The following is a 21,846-nucleotide window of genomic DNA, read 5'->3' as shown; positions in this document are numbered from 1 at the left end:
ATTATGAAACACATAGGATTAGTTTTACTGTTCGCCGCAACGGTGGCATTCACCGGATGCAGCGAAGACGACCTGAGCCCCACAAGTGTGATAAATATCAACAACCCGCAGGACAACGAAGACAGCGAGGAAAGCAAATCCTTCGACGCGTGGCTTGACAAGAACTACACCCAAGAGTACAACATCAGGTTCCAGTACAGGTACAACGACAAGGAAACCGACCTTACATACAATGTCATCCCGGCATCTTTCGCCGAGTCGAAGGCACTTGCAAGGCTCATCCAGCACATCTGGCTGGAGGTTTACGCAGAAGCTGTGGGCAAGGAATTCATCAAGACCTACAGTCCGCGCGTAATCCAGCTGATCGGCTCATACGAGTATAATGCCAACGGCTTCATTATCAAGGGTACGGCAGAAAAGGGTCTGAAGATAATGCTCTACGGCGTGAACAACCTCGACATTGACAACCCGCGCATCAACGTTGACAACCCTTACGAGGAGAAAGAGGCAAAGCCCATCGACCTCAACTACGGGTTCTTCAACACCATGCACCACGAGTTCTGCCATATCCTGACGCAGACCAAGAACTATTCGCCCGACTTCCAGACCATCAGCTCAGGACGTTACCACTCTACAGACTGGATAAACGTGAAGGATCCTGACGCTGCAAAGGAAGGCTTCGTGACAGGTTATGCCAGCGGCGAGTACAACGAGGACTTTGCCGAAGTGTATGCCAACTACGTCACTCTGTCGCCAACGGGCTGGCAGACGATACTTACCCAGGCGGGTCCTGACGGTGCTGCGATAATAAACAAGAAGCTGTCCATGGTAAAGGAATATTTTCAGAACAGCTGGGGAGTAGACCTCGATGACCTCCGCGCGATAATACTGCGCCGCTCGGCAGAGGCTCCTACACTTGATTTACGTAACTTCAACATAAACGAAAATGAATAAGTTATATAGCATATTTTCACTGCTTGTGGGCGTATTCGCGTTCACGGCATGTACGCCTGAGGTTGATGACAAGTTCAGTGAGACTCCCACTGAACGTGTAGAAGAAACCGGCAACAATACAAGAGACATACTCAAAGCAGCCCCGAACGGCTGGAGGATAGAGTATTATGCTTCCACCACGTATGGCGGATACAACGTATTCGCAAAGTTCGAAGACAACAACGTTACCGTTGCAAGCGAGAAAGTCGGAAGCAACCACAATGCAGGCTTCGGTCCGGACGGCAAGCTCATCACGACTACATCTCACTACAAGATAGAAGCAAGCCAGGGCGTCGTACTCTCGTTTGACGAATACAACGACATATTCCACTACTTCTCGGATCCGGCAAACCCCGATTATGGTACAAAGGGCGAGGGCATGGAAGGAGACTTCGAGTTCCGTGTACAGTCGGCAACTGCCGAGAAAGTGGAGATGATCGGCAAGAAACATCAGGCAAGGATAGTAATGTATCCCGTAGAAGAAGGCAAGACATGGGAGGACTGCGTAAACGAAGTAAATGCCACGAGAGACTTCATGGCATCGCGCTCGTACCAGTTTGTTGTTGACGGTTCGGAACGCGAAATAAGCGTAACGACATCTTACCGCCGCCTTGTCTTCACATGGCTCAACGATAAAGGAGAGAAGCAGCAGGTTGTTGCGCCGTTCATAATAACCAAGGACGGCTACACGCTATACAGCACTGTTGATGTGGACGGCACCGAAATATCAAGTATCCTTAAAGGAAATACCGAGGAATATTTTGTAGTCGAAGGCAACGAGAATGCCCGTCTGTATACATACGTGCCTACTCTGAAAGAGACTCTTGAAAGCGGAGTATGGTTCATCACATACGAAGACCTCAGCCCGTTCGCACGCCCCTATTGGGACACTATGCGTAACAAGCTGGCAACAGCTGGTCCGAACAACAGCAGAAACCGTCTCTATTGGGCTTTGATCGGTACTTATCTCAATCGTTTGGCATTCCACATGCAGGCAGGTGGTGACTACTGCTACCAAGGAATAACCATTACGCAGCTTGATGAGGACGGCAATGAGGTATTTATCAAATGGGATTCTAAAACAAATAATGCGGCAGGAAAACTGTATTACAGAAGCTATGGAATGAACCAAGCTATGATTCCCTTTGTCGGAACAGGTTCAACAGGACGTACTTTCACTTTGTCTACCGATGATAAACGACATCCGTCTTATATCATTCTCACAGACAAGAAAGAACCTACTAACGTCATAAAGCTTTGGGCGGAAGAGAAGAACTATCCGTACGGAGATCTCGATGCAGATGAGAAATGAAATTAAATTACAGCCATAAAACACATAAAAAACGGCAATATGTAATAACACAATAATCTATAGTAGGGACATCTTCTTGTATTTGTCCGCATGTTAAGAAATATCTGATATTACTTTTCATTGAACATATAACAATAACATGTCCCTACTCTAAGATTTGAATAACATCAATATCATACAAACAAGCATCAAATATAAGCCAACATTTATATTAACATTAAAAATTTATCAGTTATGAAAAAGTTATTACTTTTTGTATGTGCAGCTATCACGGCAATATCCGGCAATGCACAGTCTACACTTATCGGAAAATCTTTCACTGTTGAACAGTTGAAGAAGAACGTTGTAAACAAGGTTGTCTCCACAACAAATACAAATGAGACTGCAAACCTGAACAATTCAATAGCAAAAGCACCAGAATTGAATAAACTTTCAGGAAACTATGTAGAAGCAAGCTTTAATGAAATTTACAATTGTTCTGAGGCAAACATCACAGCCAACGGTGAGAATGTACAATTTAGTATTTCTAGTGGTTCAGCAACATTCACCGGAGCATACGATGCAACATCCGGTATCATAACAGTAAACCAACAGAATGCAGGAACATATACTGACGCACGTGGTACATTTACCTTTGAATTCGTAGGTCTCCTGGAAAACGCCCAAACAGGACAAATCAATGTAGTAAACGGAGCAACATTCACTGCATCAGATGCAGGTGAAATATCTTGTAACCAAAAAGGTTATGGAATTGCTATTTCTGATTTCGAACCGGCTGTAGGCTCAAGTTATACAAAAAAAGATTTGGTCGGCAAATGGTGGACATTAAGTTGGGAAACACGCTTCATGCCCGTAAACGGTACAAATGAATGCACTGCTAATTTATATAGTGAAGGTTATAAAGATCATAAATTTAATGTATCTATAGAAGACTATGAATACGCTGTGAACGTATATGGCTTCTGTGGATTAGGCTGTGTTGCTCTTGACATAGACGACGAACTCAATGTTTCTATTTCTGCAGGACAGCCTATATACGTTAATCCTAATGTAACGACAGAGGAAGATATCGCTACTTATGGTCAATATTTTTATGTTGTAGGATGCAACATTGTAGGAACGTCACTCATTCCTGATTACAATAAAGTTGTGCCAGGTAAGCTTTCAGGAAACACTATCACTCTGTCTGAATATTTACTGTTCCGTTCCAGAAATGATGCAGAGGACATGGGATACTCGTTGGGTGCTGTTGCAGATGGCTTGACAATAACGCTTAACGATGGTAACTTCCTTGCAGCCGGAACAACAGGCATTGAGGAAATCGGAGTTACACGTGAGGAGAAAATAAAGAACACCAAGACATACAATTTGATGGGTCAGCAGGTGAACCGCGCTACGGCTAAGGGTCTGCTTATCCGCGACGGCAAGAAGTATATCAAGAAGAACTAATACGGATTGTCTTAACACCACAAAGGTGTGACAGGATAAAAGTATTCACTCTTAAAGTAGGGACTTATTCTTGTATATGTCCGCACGCAAGCACCGTTAAATCAGGCTGCCAAGGATGGACATATACAAGGATAGGTCCCTATAAAGGTGAATAAAGAATGTATTACAACATATATTTGCAGGTACATTAAATATCTCAATGCACCTGTATTTTGCACAAGATATCTATGAAACGACAACTTATTTTATTCTTATTCGTTACCGGCGTGAGCCTGTCCCTCCACGCCATTCCCGCCAAGCCGGGCAAGACAACCGTCCGCCAGGCTGACGGCACATACGTGACGGTGGTTCTCCACGGCGACGAGCACTCGCACTTCACAACCACCGACGACGGCTATACCCTCATCTTCAACGGCGGCTCATGGCAGTACGCCACGCTCAAGGACGGCAGTCTCGTGGCATCAGGAATAACGGCACACGACGCCGCGGAGCGCACTGGCAAGGAAACGACCTTCCTGAGCGGTCACAAGAAGATGCTCCGCGCCGAACCTACAGCGGCACAGCAGGAAGAGGCGAAACGCTCGCGCAGCCTGTGGAAGGCACCCGCAGGGGGCACGGCACCGGCAAGGGCGACACGCTACGACTACAACAACTTCCGCGGGCTGGTGATACTCGTGGAATGGAACGACCTCGGCTTCACCCGCACCGATGCCAAGGAGTTCTTCTCATCAATGATGAACGACAAGGGCTACGGCGGATACTACACGCAAGGCACGCCGCGCCAGTGGGTGGAGTGCACGGGAAGCGTGCACGACTACTTCTCCGACAACTCCGCGGGGATGTTCCAGCCGACGTTCGACGTGGTCGGTCCCGTAAGGATAAACCGCAGCTGCACCTACCCCGCCGGAACGTCAAACGGCTGGCAGTGCGCCGTGGATGCCATAAATGCAGCCAACCCGCTCGTAGACTACAGCAAGTACGATGCCGACGGCGACGGCGTGGTGGACATGTTCTACATCATCTATGCAGGCTACGGCAGCAACGTCAGCGGAAACAACGGCGACTACATCTGGCCGTATGCCAGCCAGTATGCCTACCCTTATCAGAGGTACGACGGCGTGCGCATGGGGCGCTATGCCTGCAGCACCGAGCTGTGCGACAGCGAGGTGCGGGGCGGCAAGACGCTCGACGGCATCGGCACGATATGCCACGAGTTCAGCCACGTGCTCGGACTTCCCGACCTTTACGACACCGACTACGAGGAAAACGGGCAGAGCAACGACCCCGGCGTATGGAGCATAATGGCAGGCGGAGGATACAACAACAGCAGTCGCACGCCTACGGGATACGGCGCCTACGAACGCTATGCGATAGGTTTCATGCAGCCGGAACTGATAAAGGAAAAGGGCGGTACATACACCCTCGGCGCCATGAACGAGACAAACAGTGCCTATAGAATAAACTCGGCGGTGGACAAAGAGTACTTCTTACTGGAGAACAGGCAGCGCACGAGGTGGGACGAGTACCTGCCCGGAAACGGCATGCTGGTGTTCCGCGTGGACTCGACCAATGCAAGTATATGGACAAGCAACAAGGTGAACTGCTACCCCACGCACAACTACTACGAAATGGTGCGTGCCAACCCGCGCACAACCGGAAATGTGATTACCGAGTCGGGATACGACCCGTTCCCCGGACTGGGAAACATAACGGAACTTAACAGCGAGATGATAGAACAGTTCAAGTCGTGGTCGGGAGAAGCGGTACCTCTGTCACTAAGCAACATAAGCGAGAAGAACGGCATCATAAGTTTCAGCGTAGGAGGCTCGGAGATAGACCGGAAGATTGAAGACTTCGAGAACATGGCACTGACACAGGAGGACGCCACGGGAGTGAAAGGGGTGTTCTGCAACTGGGACATGGTGAAGACAAGGGTCGTGGAAACAACCGACAAGCATGGAACAGGCAAGAAAGCACTGAGCATAGTAAGAGGCGGAAGCCTTACATCATCTGTGATTGAAAAAGGCATCAGCAACATAGAGTTCGACTTCTGGAACGCCTCGCCCGTACAGTCAATCATCCGCTGCTATAGTTCCACCGACGGCGGCAATACCTGGACACTAATGAAAAACATCGACGGGCTGACACAAATAAACGTAACCGCAGGCAAGAACATACACACCAAATACGTCGCCAACCTGCCGGCAGGCTCGATGTTCCGCATACAGCAGGACTCGGGTCTTCCCACGGTGATAAACTATATAGACGACATCTCGATGATTTTCAACGGCAACACTGCCACCGGCATCGGCGAAATAAAAGCTGAAAACGGTGCCGACACAGTGGAAGAGACCGCATACAACCTCTCGGGACAGCGCGTATCGGCATGCAGCAAGGGCATTCTGATTGTAAAGAAACGCACTGCCGACGGCAGAGTGATTACACGTAAGGTGGTGAGACGTTGACACACCACAAAACAACATGCCGTCTTTTGCGTTCTGAAAGACGGCATATTGCATGCTAAAAGACCGCCTTTTGCACTCCAAAAGGTGGTCTTTTAGATTGTAAAAGGTATCATTCTGATTATCAGGATGTCTCCAACAGAGTAGGGACACATTCTTGTATCTGTCCGCACGCCTCATAGAGGCGTTCCTTATACCGTTCATACAGATAAAAATGACCAAACGACAAGGCATTTGTATTGAAGACCTTGACTTCTTATCTGAACGCCTCTATGAGGCGTGCGGACAGATACAAGACGTGTTGTTGAACGAAGTGAAAAATGTGTCCCTATGAGGAGGATATGTTTGGATGTCCGTTATCCCGAACTCGCGTCATATAAGAAGGAAACAAAACGCCCATCAACGGCATACCATTCGCATGATTTTATCCCTGAGATACGCCTTGAAATCATCGTCGCCAAGCACCTCTATGTCTTCGTAAAGCCCGAGCACGAACCTGCCTATGCCGGCATGGCTGCACACGTTAAGAGACAGATGCCAGCGCATGTCACCGGCGGGAGTTATATGCTTGGATGCCGACGGGTATTCCTCTTTCAGGACATTATACGACAGCGAACCGAGGGATAGGCTCACGGGAAACAGCTCCTCGCCGCTAAACATAAAGATGTCGGTATACATGCGGCGATGCCCTGCTTCATGTTGCCACGGCTGTTCAAGAAGCGTAACATCCTCCATGCGCGCCACCTTGAATGTCTTGTTCATGCCCGACGCCGGTTCGTGACAGCGCACCTCGTTGTTGCCGTTCATCAGCATAAACGGTTCTACAAGACGGTCACGACACGTATTGCTGTGAGGCGACGAATAGTTGCGTAGCAACACCTGACGCTTTGTCTTTATAGCCTCGTGCAGAATGCTGACATTGTGGGCTGTCTGCTCGCGCATCTCGCCACTGTCAAGAATGTCAAAATCGTAAAAACGGTCCATCTTGCGCTTGAGGTTTTCCACTACGGCATTGTTGCCCGAAACCTTGTCGAGCAACCGGCGCATCAGCACCGCCTCGTCATCGGTAAACGACACACGCTCCACCAGACGCCCGAAGAAAGGCGAAGAGCGGTCGATGCAGTACACCTTGCCGCGTTTGTAGACCTCAAAGCCGGTGTCGCGGAAGAACTCGAGATAGTAGTAAAGGTTACGGCGGGATATGCCAACCTTATCACACAGCTTTTCTATTGTCAGCGTGTGGTTGTCTGTAAGCAGCAGGAGCAGATGTAGCTCGCGTTCAAGTTTGTCGTGTCGCATGGTGGGAGGAATTGGGGTTGGGGCAATGCTTTTTAGGGGCTTTAAGGTCCTTAAGGTCTTTAAAGTCCTTAAAGATCTTAAACGCCAGCCTCTTCGGCAAATGGCAACATCGGTTCGGCATCGCCAAGAAGGTTATAGCTCATACGATGATACGGCGTCACGCCGAAACGGCGTATCGCCTCGCGGTGGTGACGGGTGGGATAACCCTTGTTGCCTTTCCAGTCGTATTGCGGATATTCGGCATGCAGGCGTTCCATATAATCGTCGCGATATGTCTTGGCAAGGATACTTGCCGCCGCTATCGACAGATACTTTCCGTCGCCCTTGACAATGGTGGCATAGGGCAATGTATGATAGGGCTTGAAGCGATTGCCGTCTACTATAACCGCTTCCGGACGCACTTTCAGTGCGTCGAGGGCACGGTGCATGGCAAGAAAACTGGCGTTGAGGATATTGATTTTATCGATTTCATCGGGCGTAACAATGCCCACAGCCCACGCCACGGCATCTCGTTCTATAACGCTGCGAAGTTCGTTACGCTTACGCGACGTCAGCTTCTTCGAGTCGTTCAGTTCGGCATTCTCATATCCTTCCGGTAATATCACCGCCGCAGCATACACGCTACCGGCAAGACATCCGCGTCCTGCCTCGTCGCATCCTGCTTCTATCACGCCGTCGAAATACTTGTTTTTTAACATTTATATATTGTTTTGGGAATTCTCAAAGATATTTTTACGTTATTTAACTAATAACGTTTCAACGTTGAACTTATTGTGCACAAAAGGACGTTTATTTTGCAATCAGAAACAATAAACTCATAAAACAACAGATCTATGGAAAAGAATATGGTGCTTGAAACAAGTTTTTCGGACAATAAATTCACTACCGAGACCATGAAGTATATAATAAATAAGGTGAACGCACCCATGCGTATCGTATGCCGCTACTATTCTCAAGTGCTCGAAAAGAACGTGAGCGTGCGCCAGGGATGGCTGCTAACAGAGGCTCAGACGACATTTCTTGCCGGTGTGCTGCCCATGGAAATGCCGTTTGCAGTGCGCGCGCTGATGTTTGCATGGTTTGTCGTGGCGGTGAAGAAATGCAAAAAGAGTGGGGTTTAAGATAAAGGGAGATAGGAGGAGATAGAGGAAAATAAGTGGAGATAAAGGACAAATGTCCGGTTGATTGTTACAAGAGTATTGTCCTTTATCTCCCGTGGCGCGAGCCACATACCTTCTCCTATCTTCCCTTATATCTACTTTATTAACCCCATATACCATCTCTCAACAGACAATAACTATCAGAACATGCGGCTGACGCGCTCTATTCCGGCTATAAGGGCGTCTATCTCGTCTTTCGTGTTGTACAGTGCGAAAGACGCACGGACGGTGCCCTGTATGCCGAGACGATGCATAAGGGGCTGCGCACAATGATGACCGGTGCGCACGGCAATGCCGAGACGGTCGAGCAGGGTCCCCATGTCGAGATGGTGTATGTTGCCGACAAGGAATGAAATGACGGCGTCTTTATGCTCGGAAGTGCCAAAAACAGCCATTCCATCGATGTTTTTCATCTTCTCCATGACATATTTTGTAAGCTCGCGTTCATGCTTCTCGATATTGTCCATGCCGAGAGCAGTGACGTAGTCTATGGCTTTTGCCAGCCCGTTGGTGGCAACATAGTCGGGCGTTCCTGCCTCGAACTTGAACGGGAGGCGCTCGAACGTAGTCTTTTCAAAACTTACATTGTCTATCATCTCGCCCCCACCCTGATACGGCGGAAGTCTGTCGAGCCACTCTTCCTTGCCATAGAGAACGCCCACACCCGTGGGACCGTAGAGTTTGTGACCGCTCAGTGCAAAGAAATCGCAGTCGAGCTGCTGCATGTCAACGGCAAAGTGAGGAGCGCTCTGGGCACCGTCAAGCATGAAAGGCACACCGTGAGCATGGGCGATACGTGCCATTTCCTTCACCGGATTGACCGTTCCGAGCACGTTGCTGACATGTGCCACGCTCACCATACGTGTCTTCTCATTAAACAGTTTCTCATACTCATCGAGCATGAGTTCTCCCCTGTCGTCCATCGGAATGACGCGTATTACTATTCCCTTGCGTGTTGCCTGCAACTGCCAGGGCACGATATTGGAATGGTGTTCCATGACGGAGACAATCACCTCGTCACCCTCGTTCATGAACGCATCGCAGTAGGAAGACGCCACGAGGTTTATGCTTTCGGTCGTACCGCGCGTAAATATTATCTCGCTTGTCGAACGGGCGTTGATAAACCGGCGCACCGTCTCGCGCGAAGCCTCGTGCAGGTCGGTCGCCTGTTGCGACAAATAGTGAACGCCGCGGTGAACGTTGGCATTCACATTATAATACTCTTCCATTATCGACTCTACGACCACACGTGGTTTCTGCGTGGTGGCGGCATTGTCGAGATATACCAGCGGACGATCGTAAACAGTCCTTGACAATATCGGGAAGTCTTCTCTTACCTTATTTATATCGTACATAATAAATCTTTTATCGGATGTATCGGTGTTTTATATTAAATATACGAAGATAAAAGAAGTCAGGGGAAGTTATGTGGCTAAAGCCACGAAAGATAAAAGACGAATGTCCCTGAATTTGTAATAAAGCATACGTCCCTTATCTTCACGTATCTCCTTATATCTTCACGTATCTCCTTTTAACAAGCCTCCGGCTGCCTTGCGCCATCACTTACACAGCTTGCAGCCCTCGCAACGGCTCAGTTCACCACGGAAACGCTTCTCCACCAGATAGTGCAGACGGTCGCGCAGAGGCTCGAGCCTGATGCCGTCTATCACTTCATTAGCAAACGCGAACTGCAACAGCAGACGGGCTTCCTTCAGGCTGATGCCACGCTGGCGCATGTAGAAAAGAGCCGCATCGTTGAGCTGTCCCACTGTACTGCCATGGGCACACTTCACATCATCGGCGTAAATCTCAAGCATGGGCTGGGTGTACATGCGTGCTTCTTTCGTGGCACACAGGTTCCGGTTGTTCATGACAGACGATGTCTGCTGCGCCCCGTGATGCACGAGCACACGACCGGCAAATGCTCCCACAGCCTTACCGTCAAGCACATACTTGTACAGTTCGTTGCTTGTGCAGTGGGGAACACGGTGCTCTATGAGCGTGTTGTTGTCCACATGCTGTTCCTTGTCGGCAATTACGCATCCGGATAAGTTGCACTCCGCGCCCTCACCACGGAAGATGAGGTCGGTACGGTTGCGTGTTACACCGTTGTGAAGGGTTATGATATTGTGGTTTACACGGCTGTTTGCCTGCTGCTCTATGTACACGTTGCTCACACGGGTATTCTTTGCATGGGTTTCCTCAAGGCAGTACAGGTCGAGCGAGGCATTATCCGCCACATACGCTTCGATGACCTGTGTGGTGAGGAAACGGCGGTCGTCCATAGCATGGTCGCAGAAGAGCAGCTTTATCTCGGCGCCCTCTTCCACAACGATGAGCACACGGCGGTTTATCATCAGGTCGACATCCGAACGCAGGATGTTTATAACCTGCACGGCACGGTCTACCTTCACACCGCGCGGAACATAAATAAAAAGACCGTCTTGCGCCAGCATTGTGTTGAGCGCAGTTATCGGATCTTCAGTCGTTTTGGCTATTTTAGAGTAATATTTTGCGATGAAATCGGGATTTTTTGCTGCTTCCTTGCAAAGCGAACCGATGATCACTCCGTCGGGAAGAAGCCCTCCCTTGGGCAGTGCCTTGTCGTAAAATCCGTCGTTAAGAATAAAGTAAAGCGATGTACTGAGATTGGGAACATCGCACTTGAAAGCCTCGTATGGATTGGCAGGAATGTCCAGCCGGTTGATGTTCAGACCGTAGTCGGGAGCGAACAATGATTGCATGTCGGTATATTTGTAGCGTTCCACCTTGCGAGTGGGCAGCCCCTGTCTGCTGAAATCGGCAAAGGCTCCGTCGCGCACGGCGTTCATCACGTCCGCACTGTGACTGAACAGCATGTCACGGCAACTGCCGTAGAGGTCTATATATTGTTTCTCGCTTTGCATCTTATATTCTCCATTGATAAGGAATACGTCTTCCCGGGACGAAAAAGAAGTCCTTCGGACCACGGGAAATAGGTATTCGGACTATGAAAATCAGCTCTCCGACTCGGCTTTTATCCAGTCGAAGCCACGCTGCTGTATCTCTTTCGCAAGCTCGGGACCTGCCGTCTTGACGATACGACCCTTGTAAAGGACATGCACGACGTCCGGACGTATCATGTCGAGAAGACGGTCGTAGTGGGTTATGACAATGCAACTCGATTGCGGCGTGCGCAGTTTGTTTACACCTTCGGCAACGATACGCATCGCATCGACATCCAGACCGGAGTCCGTCTCGTCAAGTATCGCGAGCTTAGGCTCAAGCATTGCCATCTGGAAAATCTCGTTTCTCTTCTTCTCTCCGCCACTGAAGCCCTCGTTGACCGAACGGTTTGTGAGCTTGGTATCAAGCTCCACAATCTTACGTTTCTCGCGCATCAGCTTAAGAAAGTCCGCCGCATTGAGCGGTTCAAGACCTTCGTAAGCACGTTTCTCGTTTATAGCAGCGCGCATGAAGTTGGTCATCGACACGCCGGGGATTTCCACCGGATACTGGAAAGACAGGAAAAGCCCCTCGTGTGCACGGTCTTCGGGCTTCATGTCAAGCAGGTTCTTGCCGTTGAAAGTAACTGTTCCGCCTGTCACTTCGTAAAGGGGATTGCCCACAAGTACGGCGCTCAGCGTCGATTTACCCGACCCGTTGGGTCCCATTATGGCATGAGTCTCACCGTCGTTTATCGTCAGACTTATGCCTCTCAGTATCTCTTTGTCGCCTATTTTGGCGTGAAGGTCTTTTACTTCTAACATCTTTCTGTAATTAAGAATTAAGAGTTAAGCATTAAGAAAATATACTCTTTATATATATAAGACAATGTGCAGTACTGCCAAAGGTGTCATCCAACCGTTCCTTCCAGCGACACAGACAGGAGTTTCTGCGCCTCCACGGCAAACTCCATGGGCAGTTTGTTGAGCACATCCTTAGCATATCCGTTAACGATAAGCCCTACAGCCTGTTCCGTAGGAATGCCCCTCTGATTGCAATAGAAAAGCTGGTCCTCGCTGATTTTGCTCGTAGTGGCTTCGTGTTCCACCACCGCAGTGTCGTTGTGTATGTCCATATAAGGGAAGGTATGCGCCCCGCAGTCGCTGCCGAGCAGCAGACTGTCGCACGAACTGTAGTTACGGGCGTTGTCGGCGTTCGACGTCGCGCGCACCAGACCACGGTAAGAGTTCTGGCTGTGACCGGCACTGATACCCTTGCTTATAATCGTGCTCTTTGTATTTTTCCCCATGTGTATCATCTTGGTGCCCGTGTCCGCCTCCTGCCAGTTGTTCGTCACCGCCACGGAATAGAACTCCGCCTGCGAGTTGTCGCCGCGCAACACACACGAAGGATACTTCCATGTAATAGCCGAACCTGTCTCTACCTGAGTCCACGAGAGCTTGCTGTTGACGCCGCGAAGCTCTCCCCGCTTGGTCACGAGGTTCAACACACCGCCCTTTCCGTTCTCATCGCCGGGATACCAGTTCTGCACCGTGGAGTACTTCACCTCCGCATTGTCCTTCACGACAATCTCCACAATGGCGGCATGAAGCTGGTTCTCGTCCCTCATAGGTGCCGTACAGCCCTCGAGATAGCTTACATACGAGTCGTCGTCGGCAACTATCAGCGTGCGCTCGAACTGCCCCGTATTGCGCGCATTGATACGGAAATAAGAGCTTAGCTCCATAGGACAGCGGACGCCCTTTGGTATATATACGAACGAACCGTCGCTGAACACAGCGCTGTTGAGTGCCGCAAAGAAGTTGTCACGATAAGGAACTACCGACCCGAGGTATTCTTTCACCAGATCGGGATGCTGCTGTATGGCATCGCCGATGGAACAGAATATGATGCCCTTCTCCGCCAGTTTCTCCTTGAAAGTCGTCTTCACGGACACCGAGTCCATAATGGCATCCACGGCGACACCGCTCAGTGCGAGCCGCTCTTCAAGTGGAATGCCGAGCTTGTCGAAGGTCTTCATCAGTTCCGGGTCTATCTCCTTCGGCTTTCCATCGTCCTTTTTCTTCGCCATGGGGTCGGCATAATACGATATTGCCTGATAGTCTATCTCCGGCAGAGTGACATGCGCCCATGACGGCTGCTCAAGTGTCTGCCAGTATCTGAATGCCTTAAGGCGGAAGTCGAGCATCCACTCCGGCTCCTGCTTCTTTGCCGAAATAAGGCGCACAACATCCTCGTTCAGCCCCTTGTCTATAATCTCGGTATGCACATCAGTAGTGAAGCCGAACTCATATTTCTGCTCCGCCACCTGCCTTACAAACTCGTTCTTGTCGCTGCTTTTGGTCTCCATTACTTTCTTTCCACTGTTCGAAGGTATGCCAGAATAAATAATCATCCGTGCCATGTAGGGACATATTCTTGTATTTGTCCGGTATATAGCCACTGATTTTTCAGATTGTTACAGGCGGACAAATACAAGAATATGTCCCTACATGGCACAGCTGTTGAATTTTGACACACCCTCCTTTAAGTTGCAAAGTTACGAAAGAATGGGCGTAATGCAAAGGTTTTAATTCAAAAATACAGTTATATTTTACAAAGGAACATGACATGCCGCCACACCTTATTATATAGCGTGAGTTCTATTTAACGAGAAACAAGATAAGGATATAAAAGAAGATAGGAGAAGATATGTGGCTTACGCCACGGGAGATAAAGGACAATAGTCTTGAAACAAGCAACAAGGCATTTGTCTTTTATCTTCCCTTTATCTTCTCCTATCTTCTCTTATATCCTTTTCACAAACAGGCGGAATGAATGCAACCGCGGTCTGTCCTGCCTTTAGGCACAGGTATTACAATTTCTGCTTTACCTCTATCTCCGTGAATGTCTCTATAATATCGCCGGTCTGTATGTCATTGAAATTGACCAGGCTGATACCACACTCGAAGTTGACGCCAACCTCCTTGACATCGTCCTTGAAACGCTTCAGAGCGTTTATCTCACCGGTGTGAACCACAATACCGTCGCGAACCAGACGTGCCTTGTCCGAACGATGCACCTTGCCTTCGCTCACATAAGCACCTGCAACGGTACCGACCTTGGATATGCGGTAAACCTCGCGCACCTCAACCTGTCCGGTGACAACCTCTTTGACAACCTTGTCGAGCATACCTTCCATTGCCGACTTCACGTCTTCAATGGCATCGTAAATCACCGAATAGGTGTTTATCTCAACACCCTGCTGCTCCGCCAGCTTGCGTGCGGCTCCCGAAGGACGAACCTGGAAACCGACGATGATTGCATCGGAAGCGTCGGCAAGCGTAACGTCGCTCTCCGAAATCTGTCCCACTGCCTTGTGTATCACGTCCACCTTTATCTTCTCCGTAGAGAGCTTGATGAACGAATCGCTCAGCGCCTCGATACTTCCGTCGGTGTCACCCTTAACGATAATGTTAAGTTCCTTGAACGAACCAAGGGCTATACGGTGAGAAATGTCGCTCAGAGTCAAGCGTTTCTGAGTACGCAGACCCTGCTCGCGCTGCAATTGCAGACGTTTGTTGGCAATGTCACGTGCCTCCTGTTCCGTCTCAAGCACATGGAAAGAGTCACCGGCGGTAGGTGCTCCGTTAAGACCGAGGATTATCGCCGGTTCTGCCGGACATGCTTTCTCTATGCGCTGGTTACGCTCGTTGAACATCGCCTTGATGCGTCCCCAACTTGTTCCGGCTATCACGTTGTCGCCAACTTTCAGCGTTCCGTTGCTTACAAGCACAGTCGATACATAGCCGCGACCCTTGTCGAGCGAAGACTCGATGATGCTTCCCGTCGCCTTGCGGTTGGGGTTTGCCTTCAAGTCAAGCATCTCCGCCTCAAGCAGCACTTTCTCCAAAAGGTCGTCTACGCCCACGCCTTTCTTGGCGCTTATTTCCTGACACTGATATTTTCCGCCCCATTCCTCGACAAGGAGGTTCATGTTTGCCAAGTCCTCACGTATCTTGTCCGGATTAGCACCGGGCTTGTCAATCTTGTTGATAGCAAAGACCATGGGCACGTTTGCCGCCTGGGCATGAGCTATCGCCTCGCGTGTTGTCGGCATGACGCTGTCGTCAGCCGCTATTATTATTATGGCAATGTCCGTAACCTGGGCACCGCGTGCACGCATGGCAGTAAATGCCTCGTGTCCTGGAGTGTCGAGGAACGTTATCTTGCGACCGTCTCCCAACATCACGTTATATGCTCCGATGTGCTGCGTAATGCCACCTGCCTCGCCGGCAATGACATTCGTATTGCGTATATGGTCGAGCAGCGATGTCTTTCCGTGGTCGACATGTCCCATCACAGTAACGATGGGAGCACGCGGTATGAGGTCGTTCTCATCGTCCTCCTCCTCTGTTATCGCCTCGGAAACTTCGGCACTGACATACTCTGTCTTGAACCCGAACTCGTCGGCAACGATATTTATCGTCTCCGCGTCGAGACGCTGGTTGATAGACACCATTATGCCCACGCTCATACACGTACTGATGACCTGGTTTACCGATACGTTCATCATGGTTGCCAACTCGCTCACCGTTACATACTCGGTAAGTTTCAGTATCTTGCTCTCCGCACGTTCCTCGGCGCGCTGCTCCTTAAGGTGTTCCTGCACCGCCTCACGCTTCTCCTTACGATACTTGGCACCCTTCTTGTTCTGGTTCTTGCTTGTAAGACGTGCAAGCGTCTCCTTTACCTGGCGTGCCACATCTTCCTCGTTAACCTCGAGCGGCTTATGATTCTTCTTACGGTTTTTCTTCTTTCCCGCTCCCGCACCTGCACCGGACTTGCCGGCGTTGGCGTTTGCGCCGTGCTGCTTAGCCGCAGCATCAATGTCCACGCGCTCCTTTGTTATACGCGCGCGTTTCTTTTTCTCTCCGCCATGTGCCTGTGCGCTCTTTTCCTCACGCTCCTTGCGTCGCTCCTCCTTGGTCTTTTTCTTCGGACGCGTGCTCTGGTTGAGCGAGTCAAGGTCTATCTTGCCCAGCACGTTTACCTTCGGTGCCATTTTCTTCTCGCTGTTGAGCGTAAACACCTTGGAACCCAATGTTTCGGAGGTTTTGACCTCTACCGGTTTGACAGTTTCCTTTGCCTCCGTTACCGCAGGCTGTGTCTTTGGTTCTTTCTTTACCGCAGGCTGTACAGGAGCCGGCTTAGACTCCTTTACAACGTGGTTTGATACCGGTCGTTCCGGCTCGGGCTGTACCGTCACCGGCTGTGTGACAGGCTTGGATGCGGCTGCCGCAACATTATGTTTCTCCGCTTCCGGGCTTACGGCAGAAGTTTTTTCCGGTTTTGCTTGCGGTTTCTCCGACGAGACATCAGCCTTCACCGGTTTCTTTCCGAGACTGTCAAGGTCTATTTTGCCCAGCGGCTTGTACTGCTGTGCGGGGCGTTTACCCACTGTTGCCTCGACATTTTTGCCTTTTGCCTCGACCGGACGTTTCTTTTCTTTCGGATGTTTCTGAAACAGTTTCTCCGCCTGATTTCTCACTTCCTTGTCCGACTGAAAAGCCTCAACGAGCGCTTTGTGCTGCGCATCGCTCAACTTGAAGCTGAGGTCTGCCCTGACTTCACCCAGTTCGGGTTGTTTCTCAAGGAATTCAACTGCCGTCTGAAGTCCTATGTTTAACTCACGTATTGCTTTATTTAATCTGATGCTCATCTGCTTTATTTAATGAAGAATGAAAAATGAAAAATGAAGAATTTCACATCAACATACTTTCATCCGCATATCTTCGTTTTTACTTTTATGTTATTATTTATACAGAAGAACAGAACTTGAGATGAAGCGGCGAACATCATGCCGCCTTTATTCTTCATTCTTCATTCCTCATTCTTCATTTTATTCGAATTCCGCTTTCAGTATCCTCAATACATTGTCAACGGTCTCTTCTTCAAGGTCGGCTTTTTCAACAAGCATTTCGCGCGGAGCGTTTATCACAGCCTTTGCCGTGTCAAGACCTATGCTCTTTATGGCATCGAGTATCCACTGGTCTATCTCGTCCGAGAACTCGTCAAGGTAGATATCCTCGTCTGCCTCGTTTTCGTCTACTTCACGGAACACGTCTATGGTGAACTCGGTAAGCATGCTCGCCAGTTTTATGTTAAGACCGCCGCGACCTATGGCAAGCGAAACTTCCTCGGGGCGAAGGAACACCTCCGCCTTGTGGTTCTCCTCGTCTACGGTTATACTCGAAATCTTTGCCGGACTGAGGGCACGCTGTATAAAGAGCTTGATATTCGCGGTATAGTTTATCACGTCTATATTCTCATTACCAAGTTCACGCACGATACCGTGAACACGGCTTCCCTTAACGCCCACGCATGCTCCGACAGGGTCTATGCGGTCGTCGTAGCTCTCTACGGCAATCTTGGCTCTTTCTCCCGGCATTCGGGCAATACGCTTTACGGTTATCAGTCCGTCGGCTATCTCGGGCACCTCAGCCTCGAGCAGTCTCTCAAGGAACATGGTGCTGGTGCGGCTCAATATTATCTTGGGATTGTTGTTCTCGTTGTCAACACGAAGTATTACGGCACGCACGGTCTCGCCCTTGTGATACTGATCGGACGGTATCTGCTCCGACTTCGGGAGGATAAGTTCGTTGTTCTCATCGTCTACGAGCAGAACCTCACGCTTCCACACTTGATATACCTCGCCGGCAATAACCTGTCCCACACGGTCCTTGTACTTGTTGTAAAGACTGTCGTGTTCAAGTTCGAGTATCTTCGAAGCAAGTGTCTGGCGCAGGTTCAATATGGCGCGACGACCGAATTGTGCAAAGTTAACCGGTTCGCTCACTTCCTCGCCCACCTCATAGTCGGGTTCTATCTTCTGTGCGGCAGTAAGCGCAATCTCCTTATTTTCGTCTTTCACCTCGCCGTCTGCCACAACGATACGATTGCGATATATTTCAAAGTCGCCCTTGTCGGGGTTTACGATGACATCGAAATTCTCGTCGCTGCCGAATATCTTCGCTATGACGTTGCGGAAGCTCTCTTCCAGAACGCTCATAAGTGTGGTGCGGTCAATATTCTTGGTTTCCTTAAACTCTCTGAAAGTGTCGACCATGCTTATGGTCTCTTCATCTTTTCTTCTTGCTGCCATAGCTTATTTGAAACTTATTAGGTATTTTGTATATTTCACTTCGTCCATATTGAAAGACTTGTCTACCGGTGTCAGCACGGGGCGTTTCTTGCCTTCGGGCTTTATCTTTTCCTCCACCGTCACCGTGAAGTCTCTGCCGTCCACCACTTTAAGCACACCTCTCAGTTTCTTGCCGTCGGCAGTAAGCACCTCCACGTCCTTGCCTATGAAATTGACATACTGCTGCGGAACCTTGAAAGGCTGCCCCAAACCGGCGCTGCCGACCTCAAGTTCGTAATCTTCTTCATCACGACTGAGGTTTTCTTCTATGAACCGGCTCAACTGTACACAGTCTTCTATCCACACACCATCGGCATGGTCTATCTCCACGACAATCTTGTCCGCCGGACTTATCTCTACGTCAACAAGGAAGTAATCCTTTCCCTCAAGCCACCGATTAACTAAGTCTTCAACTACGCTTTTATTTATCATACTAATGTTTTTAAAATGAAAATGAGGAGCTTTTGCAAGCCCCTCATTCCACTGAACGCTGCAAAATTACTAATTATTTCGCATGCGCACAAGTATTTCCGCCTTATTTTATATAAAAAAGAAGATTATGCGGTTTCTCCCCATACATTATTTAATAACGCAAGCCATGCGGTTTTGGATGTTCCATGGGACATCCCTACCGGTAAGCAGGCTTTATTCTCTTTTAACTTTCAACGTTCATCCTCCACATCCCCACCCTATGCCACACTAATGCAAAAGGAGACCTTTCAGGCTCTAAAAGGCGGTCTTTTACACTGCAAGAGATGCCCTTTCAGACTGTAAAAGGGCACCTCTTGAAAAGTAATATAAAGCACATTGATTATCAACAGGTTACAAAAACAACTGTTTAAAGGTAAAAAATACGCCCTTACCAGCACCGGATTATGCGGAAAAAGGCGTGGTATAAAAACAAGTCCTGCCCCATTTTGATATGGAGCAGGACGTTTATAACATTGTAGTGTTACTAAAAATTTGAGAGAATTGAGGCTTCACAGTCTCATAGTGTTTTACAAAACGTTTTTTTATTGAGAAAGCATTGAAAATTATCTTACTTTATTATTACCACCGACTGCATGGCTTTTTTCATCGTGTCAACCTTAACCGAATCTTTCATCGCCACCGACGAGCCACTCACGGGCATCCTTATTTCTGCCGTGCCGGGGGCGTCTGTTGCCGTGCCGTCGTTGAAAAGGTGTTGCGAGGCGTTGCCCAGCGTGAGCACCAGTGCCACCATGGCGGCTGCCTTGAACAGCGGCATGAGACGCGTTGTCATCCTTACGGTCTTAGCCTTGACGCGAACCTGTCCTTCGGTTTGCTCCAATATACGTTCATCGAAGTCTTTGCCGAGAATGCAATCCGTCTTTTCCGTCTGCTCGTAAACAAACAGGTCTTTATAGCGGAGCAGTTCTGCCGGGATGTTTTCCTGACTGAAAAACGCGCGCAGTATCGTCTCTTCTTCGAGCGATGTCTCGCATGTCCAATAGCGTTCCAGCAACTGTTCGATGTATTTATAGTCCATATTTGTCTATTTCAACGTATTTTTGTTTGATTGTCTGACGTGCCCTGAATATACTGACTTTCACCTGTTCTTCCGTGATATTCATCACTGCGGCAATGTCTTTGTAGCTTTTCCCCTCAAAGTCGCGCAACTGCATGCAGGTGCGTTGTTTTTCGGGAAGGGCATTCATGAGACGTCTCACCGTGTCGAACCGGTCCCTCTGCACTATTCTGTCGTACGGGTCGGCACCCGTTCTGTCGGCTGCTTCCGTTCCCGTTTGCTCCAACGAGCCTGTGCTGCGGCTTGCTTTTTTCACCTTGTCGAGCGACAGATTGCGGCACACCGTCATGCAGAAAGCCTCAATGGAGTCTATTTCGTGCCAGTCGTCACGTTTGTTCCAAACCTTTACCAGCGTGTCCTGCACCACGTCTTCCGCGTCTTCACGGTTCAGCGTTATACGCAAGGCGAGACGGAAAAGCACGTTTTTAAGCGGCAGGATGTCGTTTCTGAAGCTGATATTGTTCATTTGTCTCTGTTTAATAGACGAGCCGTAAGGCAGGAAGTTACACTCGGAAGTGTTTTAATTCGATTTTTAACGTTGTTTAATACTTATCTCCACGCCGGGCACAACTTATCTTATCACCGTTCCGTGCTTGCCGTCTATGGCGTCGGCAAGGGTTATTATCACGCGCTCCACGCCGGCATCTATGGCTCCGAACGCATTCTCCAACTTTGGTATCATGCCACCCGCAACAGTGCCGTCCGCCACATACCGCCCGAAGTCGGGACGTGTAATCTCTGCTATCACGCTGTTGTCATTATCGGGGTCGGCAAGCACCCCTTTCTTCTCGAAACAGAAAATAAGCGTCACATCATAGTGTGCGGCAAGCGCCTTAGCCGTCTCTCCGGCAATGGTGTCGGCATTGGTATTGAGCATTGTGCCTTTTCCATCGTGCGTAAGTGGTGCCATAACGGGTGTCACACCGCTCTCTACAAGCATTCGGAGTTTGTCTCCGTCAACGCGCTCCACATCGCCCACAAAGCCATAGTCGATGTCCTTAACGGGGCGTTTGTGCGAGCGTATCACGTCCATGTCGGCACCTGTCAGTCCCAAGGCGTTGACACCGCACGCCTGAAGACGTGCCACGATGTTCTTGTTGACAAGTCCGCCGTAAACCATCGTCACCACTCCGAGCATCTGCTCATCGGTGATGCGGCGCCCGTTAACCATTTTGCTTTCTATGCCGAGCTGTGCGGCAACCTGCGTGGCGCGTCTTCCGCCACCGTGGACAAGCACCTTTCTGCCCTCTATGTCACAAAAGCCGCACAACAGACGGGCGAGTTTCGCCTCGTCTTCCACCACTGCACCGCCAACCTTTACTACTGTAATCTTTTCTCTCATGTCTTTTTTGCTTATGAAAAAGGTCCGTACCTGCCTTTTCAGACCGGCACGGACCGATTGTCAATTGTATTTTTCCATCGGCAGACCGAACGTATGTCAGCAATAAACAAATTGCCTGTCAGTCTGCCGTATGTATCCTTCGTCTCCCCGG

17 protein-coding genes are annotated in these 21,846 nt (G+C 49.4%); 5 read left to right on the top strand and 12 right to left on the bottom strand.

All coding sequences use genetic code 11. From position 1 onward, the window contains the following. Positions 1-3 precede the first annotated feature (3 nt). The 4 genes from HPS54_RS00575 (at position 4) to HPS54_RS00560 (ending at position 6,219) form a co-directional block, all read left to right on the top strand. Positions 4-954: a zinc-binding metallopeptidase gene (locus HPS54_RS00575; RefSeq protein WP_172343552.1), complete on the top strand. Its 951-nt coding sequence runs from the start codon at positions 4-6 to the stop codon at positions 952-954. Continuing rightward, the gene (locus HPS54_RS00570; protein ID WP_172343551.1) at positions 947-2,305 is read left to right on the top strand and encodes a DUF4302 domain-containing protein; all 1,359 of its coding nucleotides are present in this window, start codon (positions 947-949) and stop codon (positions 2,303-2,305) included. The genes HPS54_RS00575 and HPS54_RS00570 overlap by 8 nt, the downstream gene beginning before the upstream one ends. A 234-nt stretch (positions 2,306-2,539) precedes the next feature. Next, on the top strand, positions 2,540-3,754 hold the full coding sequence (locus HPS54_RS00565) for a hypothetical protein (RefSeq protein WP_172343550.1): 1,215 nt from the start codon (positions 2,540-2,542) through the stop codon (positions 3,752-3,754). A gap of 227 nt (positions 3,755-3,981) precedes the next feature. Then, a complete protein-coding gene (locus HPS54_RS00560; protein WP_172343549.1) occupies positions 3,982-6,219 on the top strand; it encodes a M6 family metalloprotease domain-containing protein in 2,238 nt (745 codons plus the stop codon). A 396-nt stretch (positions 6,220-6,615) separates the two neighbouring features. Here HPS54_RS00560 and HPS54_RS00555 read toward each other — a convergent pair whose 3' ends face one another. After that, positions 6,616-7,515: a helix-turn-helix transcriptional regulator gene (locus tag HPS54_RS00555; protein ID WP_172343548.1), complete on the bottom strand. Its 900-nt coding sequence runs from the start codon at positions 7,513-7,515 to the stop codon at positions 6,616-6,618. 77 nt (positions 7,516-7,592) lie between these two features. After that, entirely contained in the window at positions 7,593-8,213 is a 621-nt protein-coding gene (locus HPS54_RS00550) for a ribonuclease HII (RefSeq protein WP_172343547.1), read from the bottom strand. Positions 8,214-8,348: 135 nt separating this feature from the next. Between HPS54_RS00550 and HPS54_RS00545 the strand changes: the two genes are divergently transcribed. Continuing rightward, positions 8,349-8,636, top strand: a complete 288-nt coding sequence (locus HPS54_RS00545; RefSeq protein WP_172343546.1) for a hypothetical protein — start codon at positions 8,349-8,351, stop codon at positions 8,634-8,636. Positions 8,637-8,815: 179 nt separating this feature from the next. Here the strand turns inward: HPS54_RS00545 and HPS54_RS00540 are convergent, their stop codons facing one another. From HPS54_RS00540 to argB, 10 genes are all read right to left on the bottom strand, one after another. Then, on the bottom strand, positions 8,816-10,030 hold the full coding sequence (locus HPS54_RS00540; protein ID WP_172343545.1) for an aminotransferase class V-fold PLP-dependent enzyme: 1,215 nt from the start codon (positions 10,028-10,030) through the stop codon (positions 8,816-8,818). Between the two features lie 204 nt (positions 10,031-10,234). Continuing rightward, on the bottom strand, positions 10,235-11,581 hold the full coding sequence (gene sufD, locus HPS54_RS00535; protein ID WP_172343544.1) for a Fe-S cluster assembly protein SufD: 1,347 nt from the start codon (positions 11,579-11,581) through the stop codon (positions 10,235-10,237). Between the two features lie 90 nt (positions 11,582-11,671). Then, on the bottom strand, positions 11,672-12,424 hold the full coding sequence (gene sufC / locus HPS54_RS00530; RefSeq protein ID WP_172343543.1) for a Fe-S cluster assembly ATPase SufC: 753 nt from the start codon (positions 12,422-12,424) through the stop codon (positions 11,672-11,674). An 86-nt stretch (positions 12,425-12,510) separates the two neighbouring features. Continuing rightward, a complete protein-coding gene (sufB, locus tag HPS54_RS00525) occupies positions 12,511-13,971 on the bottom strand; it encodes a Fe-S cluster assembly protein SufB (RefSeq protein WP_172343740.1) in 1,461 nt (486 codons plus the stop codon). 504 nt (positions 13,972-14,475) lie between these two features. Next, the gene (gene infB / locus HPS54_RS00520; RefSeq protein WP_172343542.1) at positions 14,476-17,322 is read right to left on the bottom strand and encodes a translation initiation factor IF-2; all 2,847 of its coding nucleotides are present in this window, start codon (positions 17,320-17,322) and stop codon (positions 14,476-14,478) included. Positions 17,323-17,502: 180 nt separating this feature from the next. Next, the gene (nusA, locus tag HPS54_RS00515) at positions 17,503-18,765 is read right to left on the bottom strand and encodes a transcription termination factor NusA (RefSeq protein ID WP_172343541.1); all 1,263 of its coding nucleotides are present in this window, start codon (positions 18,763-18,765) and stop codon (positions 17,503-17,505) included. A 3-nt stretch (positions 18,766-18,768) separates the two neighbouring features. Further along, positions 18,769-19,236, bottom strand: a complete 468-nt coding sequence (gene rimP / locus HPS54_RS00510; protein WP_172343540.1) for a ribosome assembly cofactor RimP — start codon at positions 19,234-19,236, stop codon at positions 18,769-18,771. Between the two features lie 607 nt (positions 19,237-19,843). Then, positions 19,844-20,314 carry a pyruvate ferredoxin oxidoreductase gene (locus tag HPS54_RS00505; protein ID WP_172343539.1) on the bottom strand — a complete coding sequence of 157 codons (471 nt, stop codon included), beginning with the start codon at positions 20,312-20,314 and terminating at the stop codon, positions 19,844-19,846. Continuing rightward, positions 20,304-20,819, bottom strand: coding sequence for an RNA polymerase sigma factor (locus HPS54_RS00500; RefSeq protein ID WP_172343538.1), 516 nt, complete (start codon positions 20,817-20,819; stop codon positions 20,304-20,306). The genes HPS54_RS00505 and HPS54_RS00500 overlap by 11 nt, the downstream gene beginning before the upstream one ends. Positions 20,820-20,924: 105 nt before the next feature. Further along, positions 20,925-21,695 (bottom strand): acetylglutamate kinase, encoded by a 771-nt coding sequence (gene argB, locus HPS54_RS00495; protein ID WP_172343537.1) that lies wholly within the window; start codon positions 21,693-21,695, stop codon positions 20,925-20,927. Positions 21,696-21,846 lie beyond the last annotated feature (151 nt).

Source organism: Xylanibacter caecicola, assembly GCF_013166515.1.
GTDB lineage: Bacteria > Bacteroidota > Bacteroidia > Bacteroidales > Bacteroidaceae > Prevotella > Prevotella caecicola.
The sequence above is the reverse complement of the archived record's forward strand: the minus strand, read 5'-3'. Positions and strand labels throughout refer to the sequence as shown.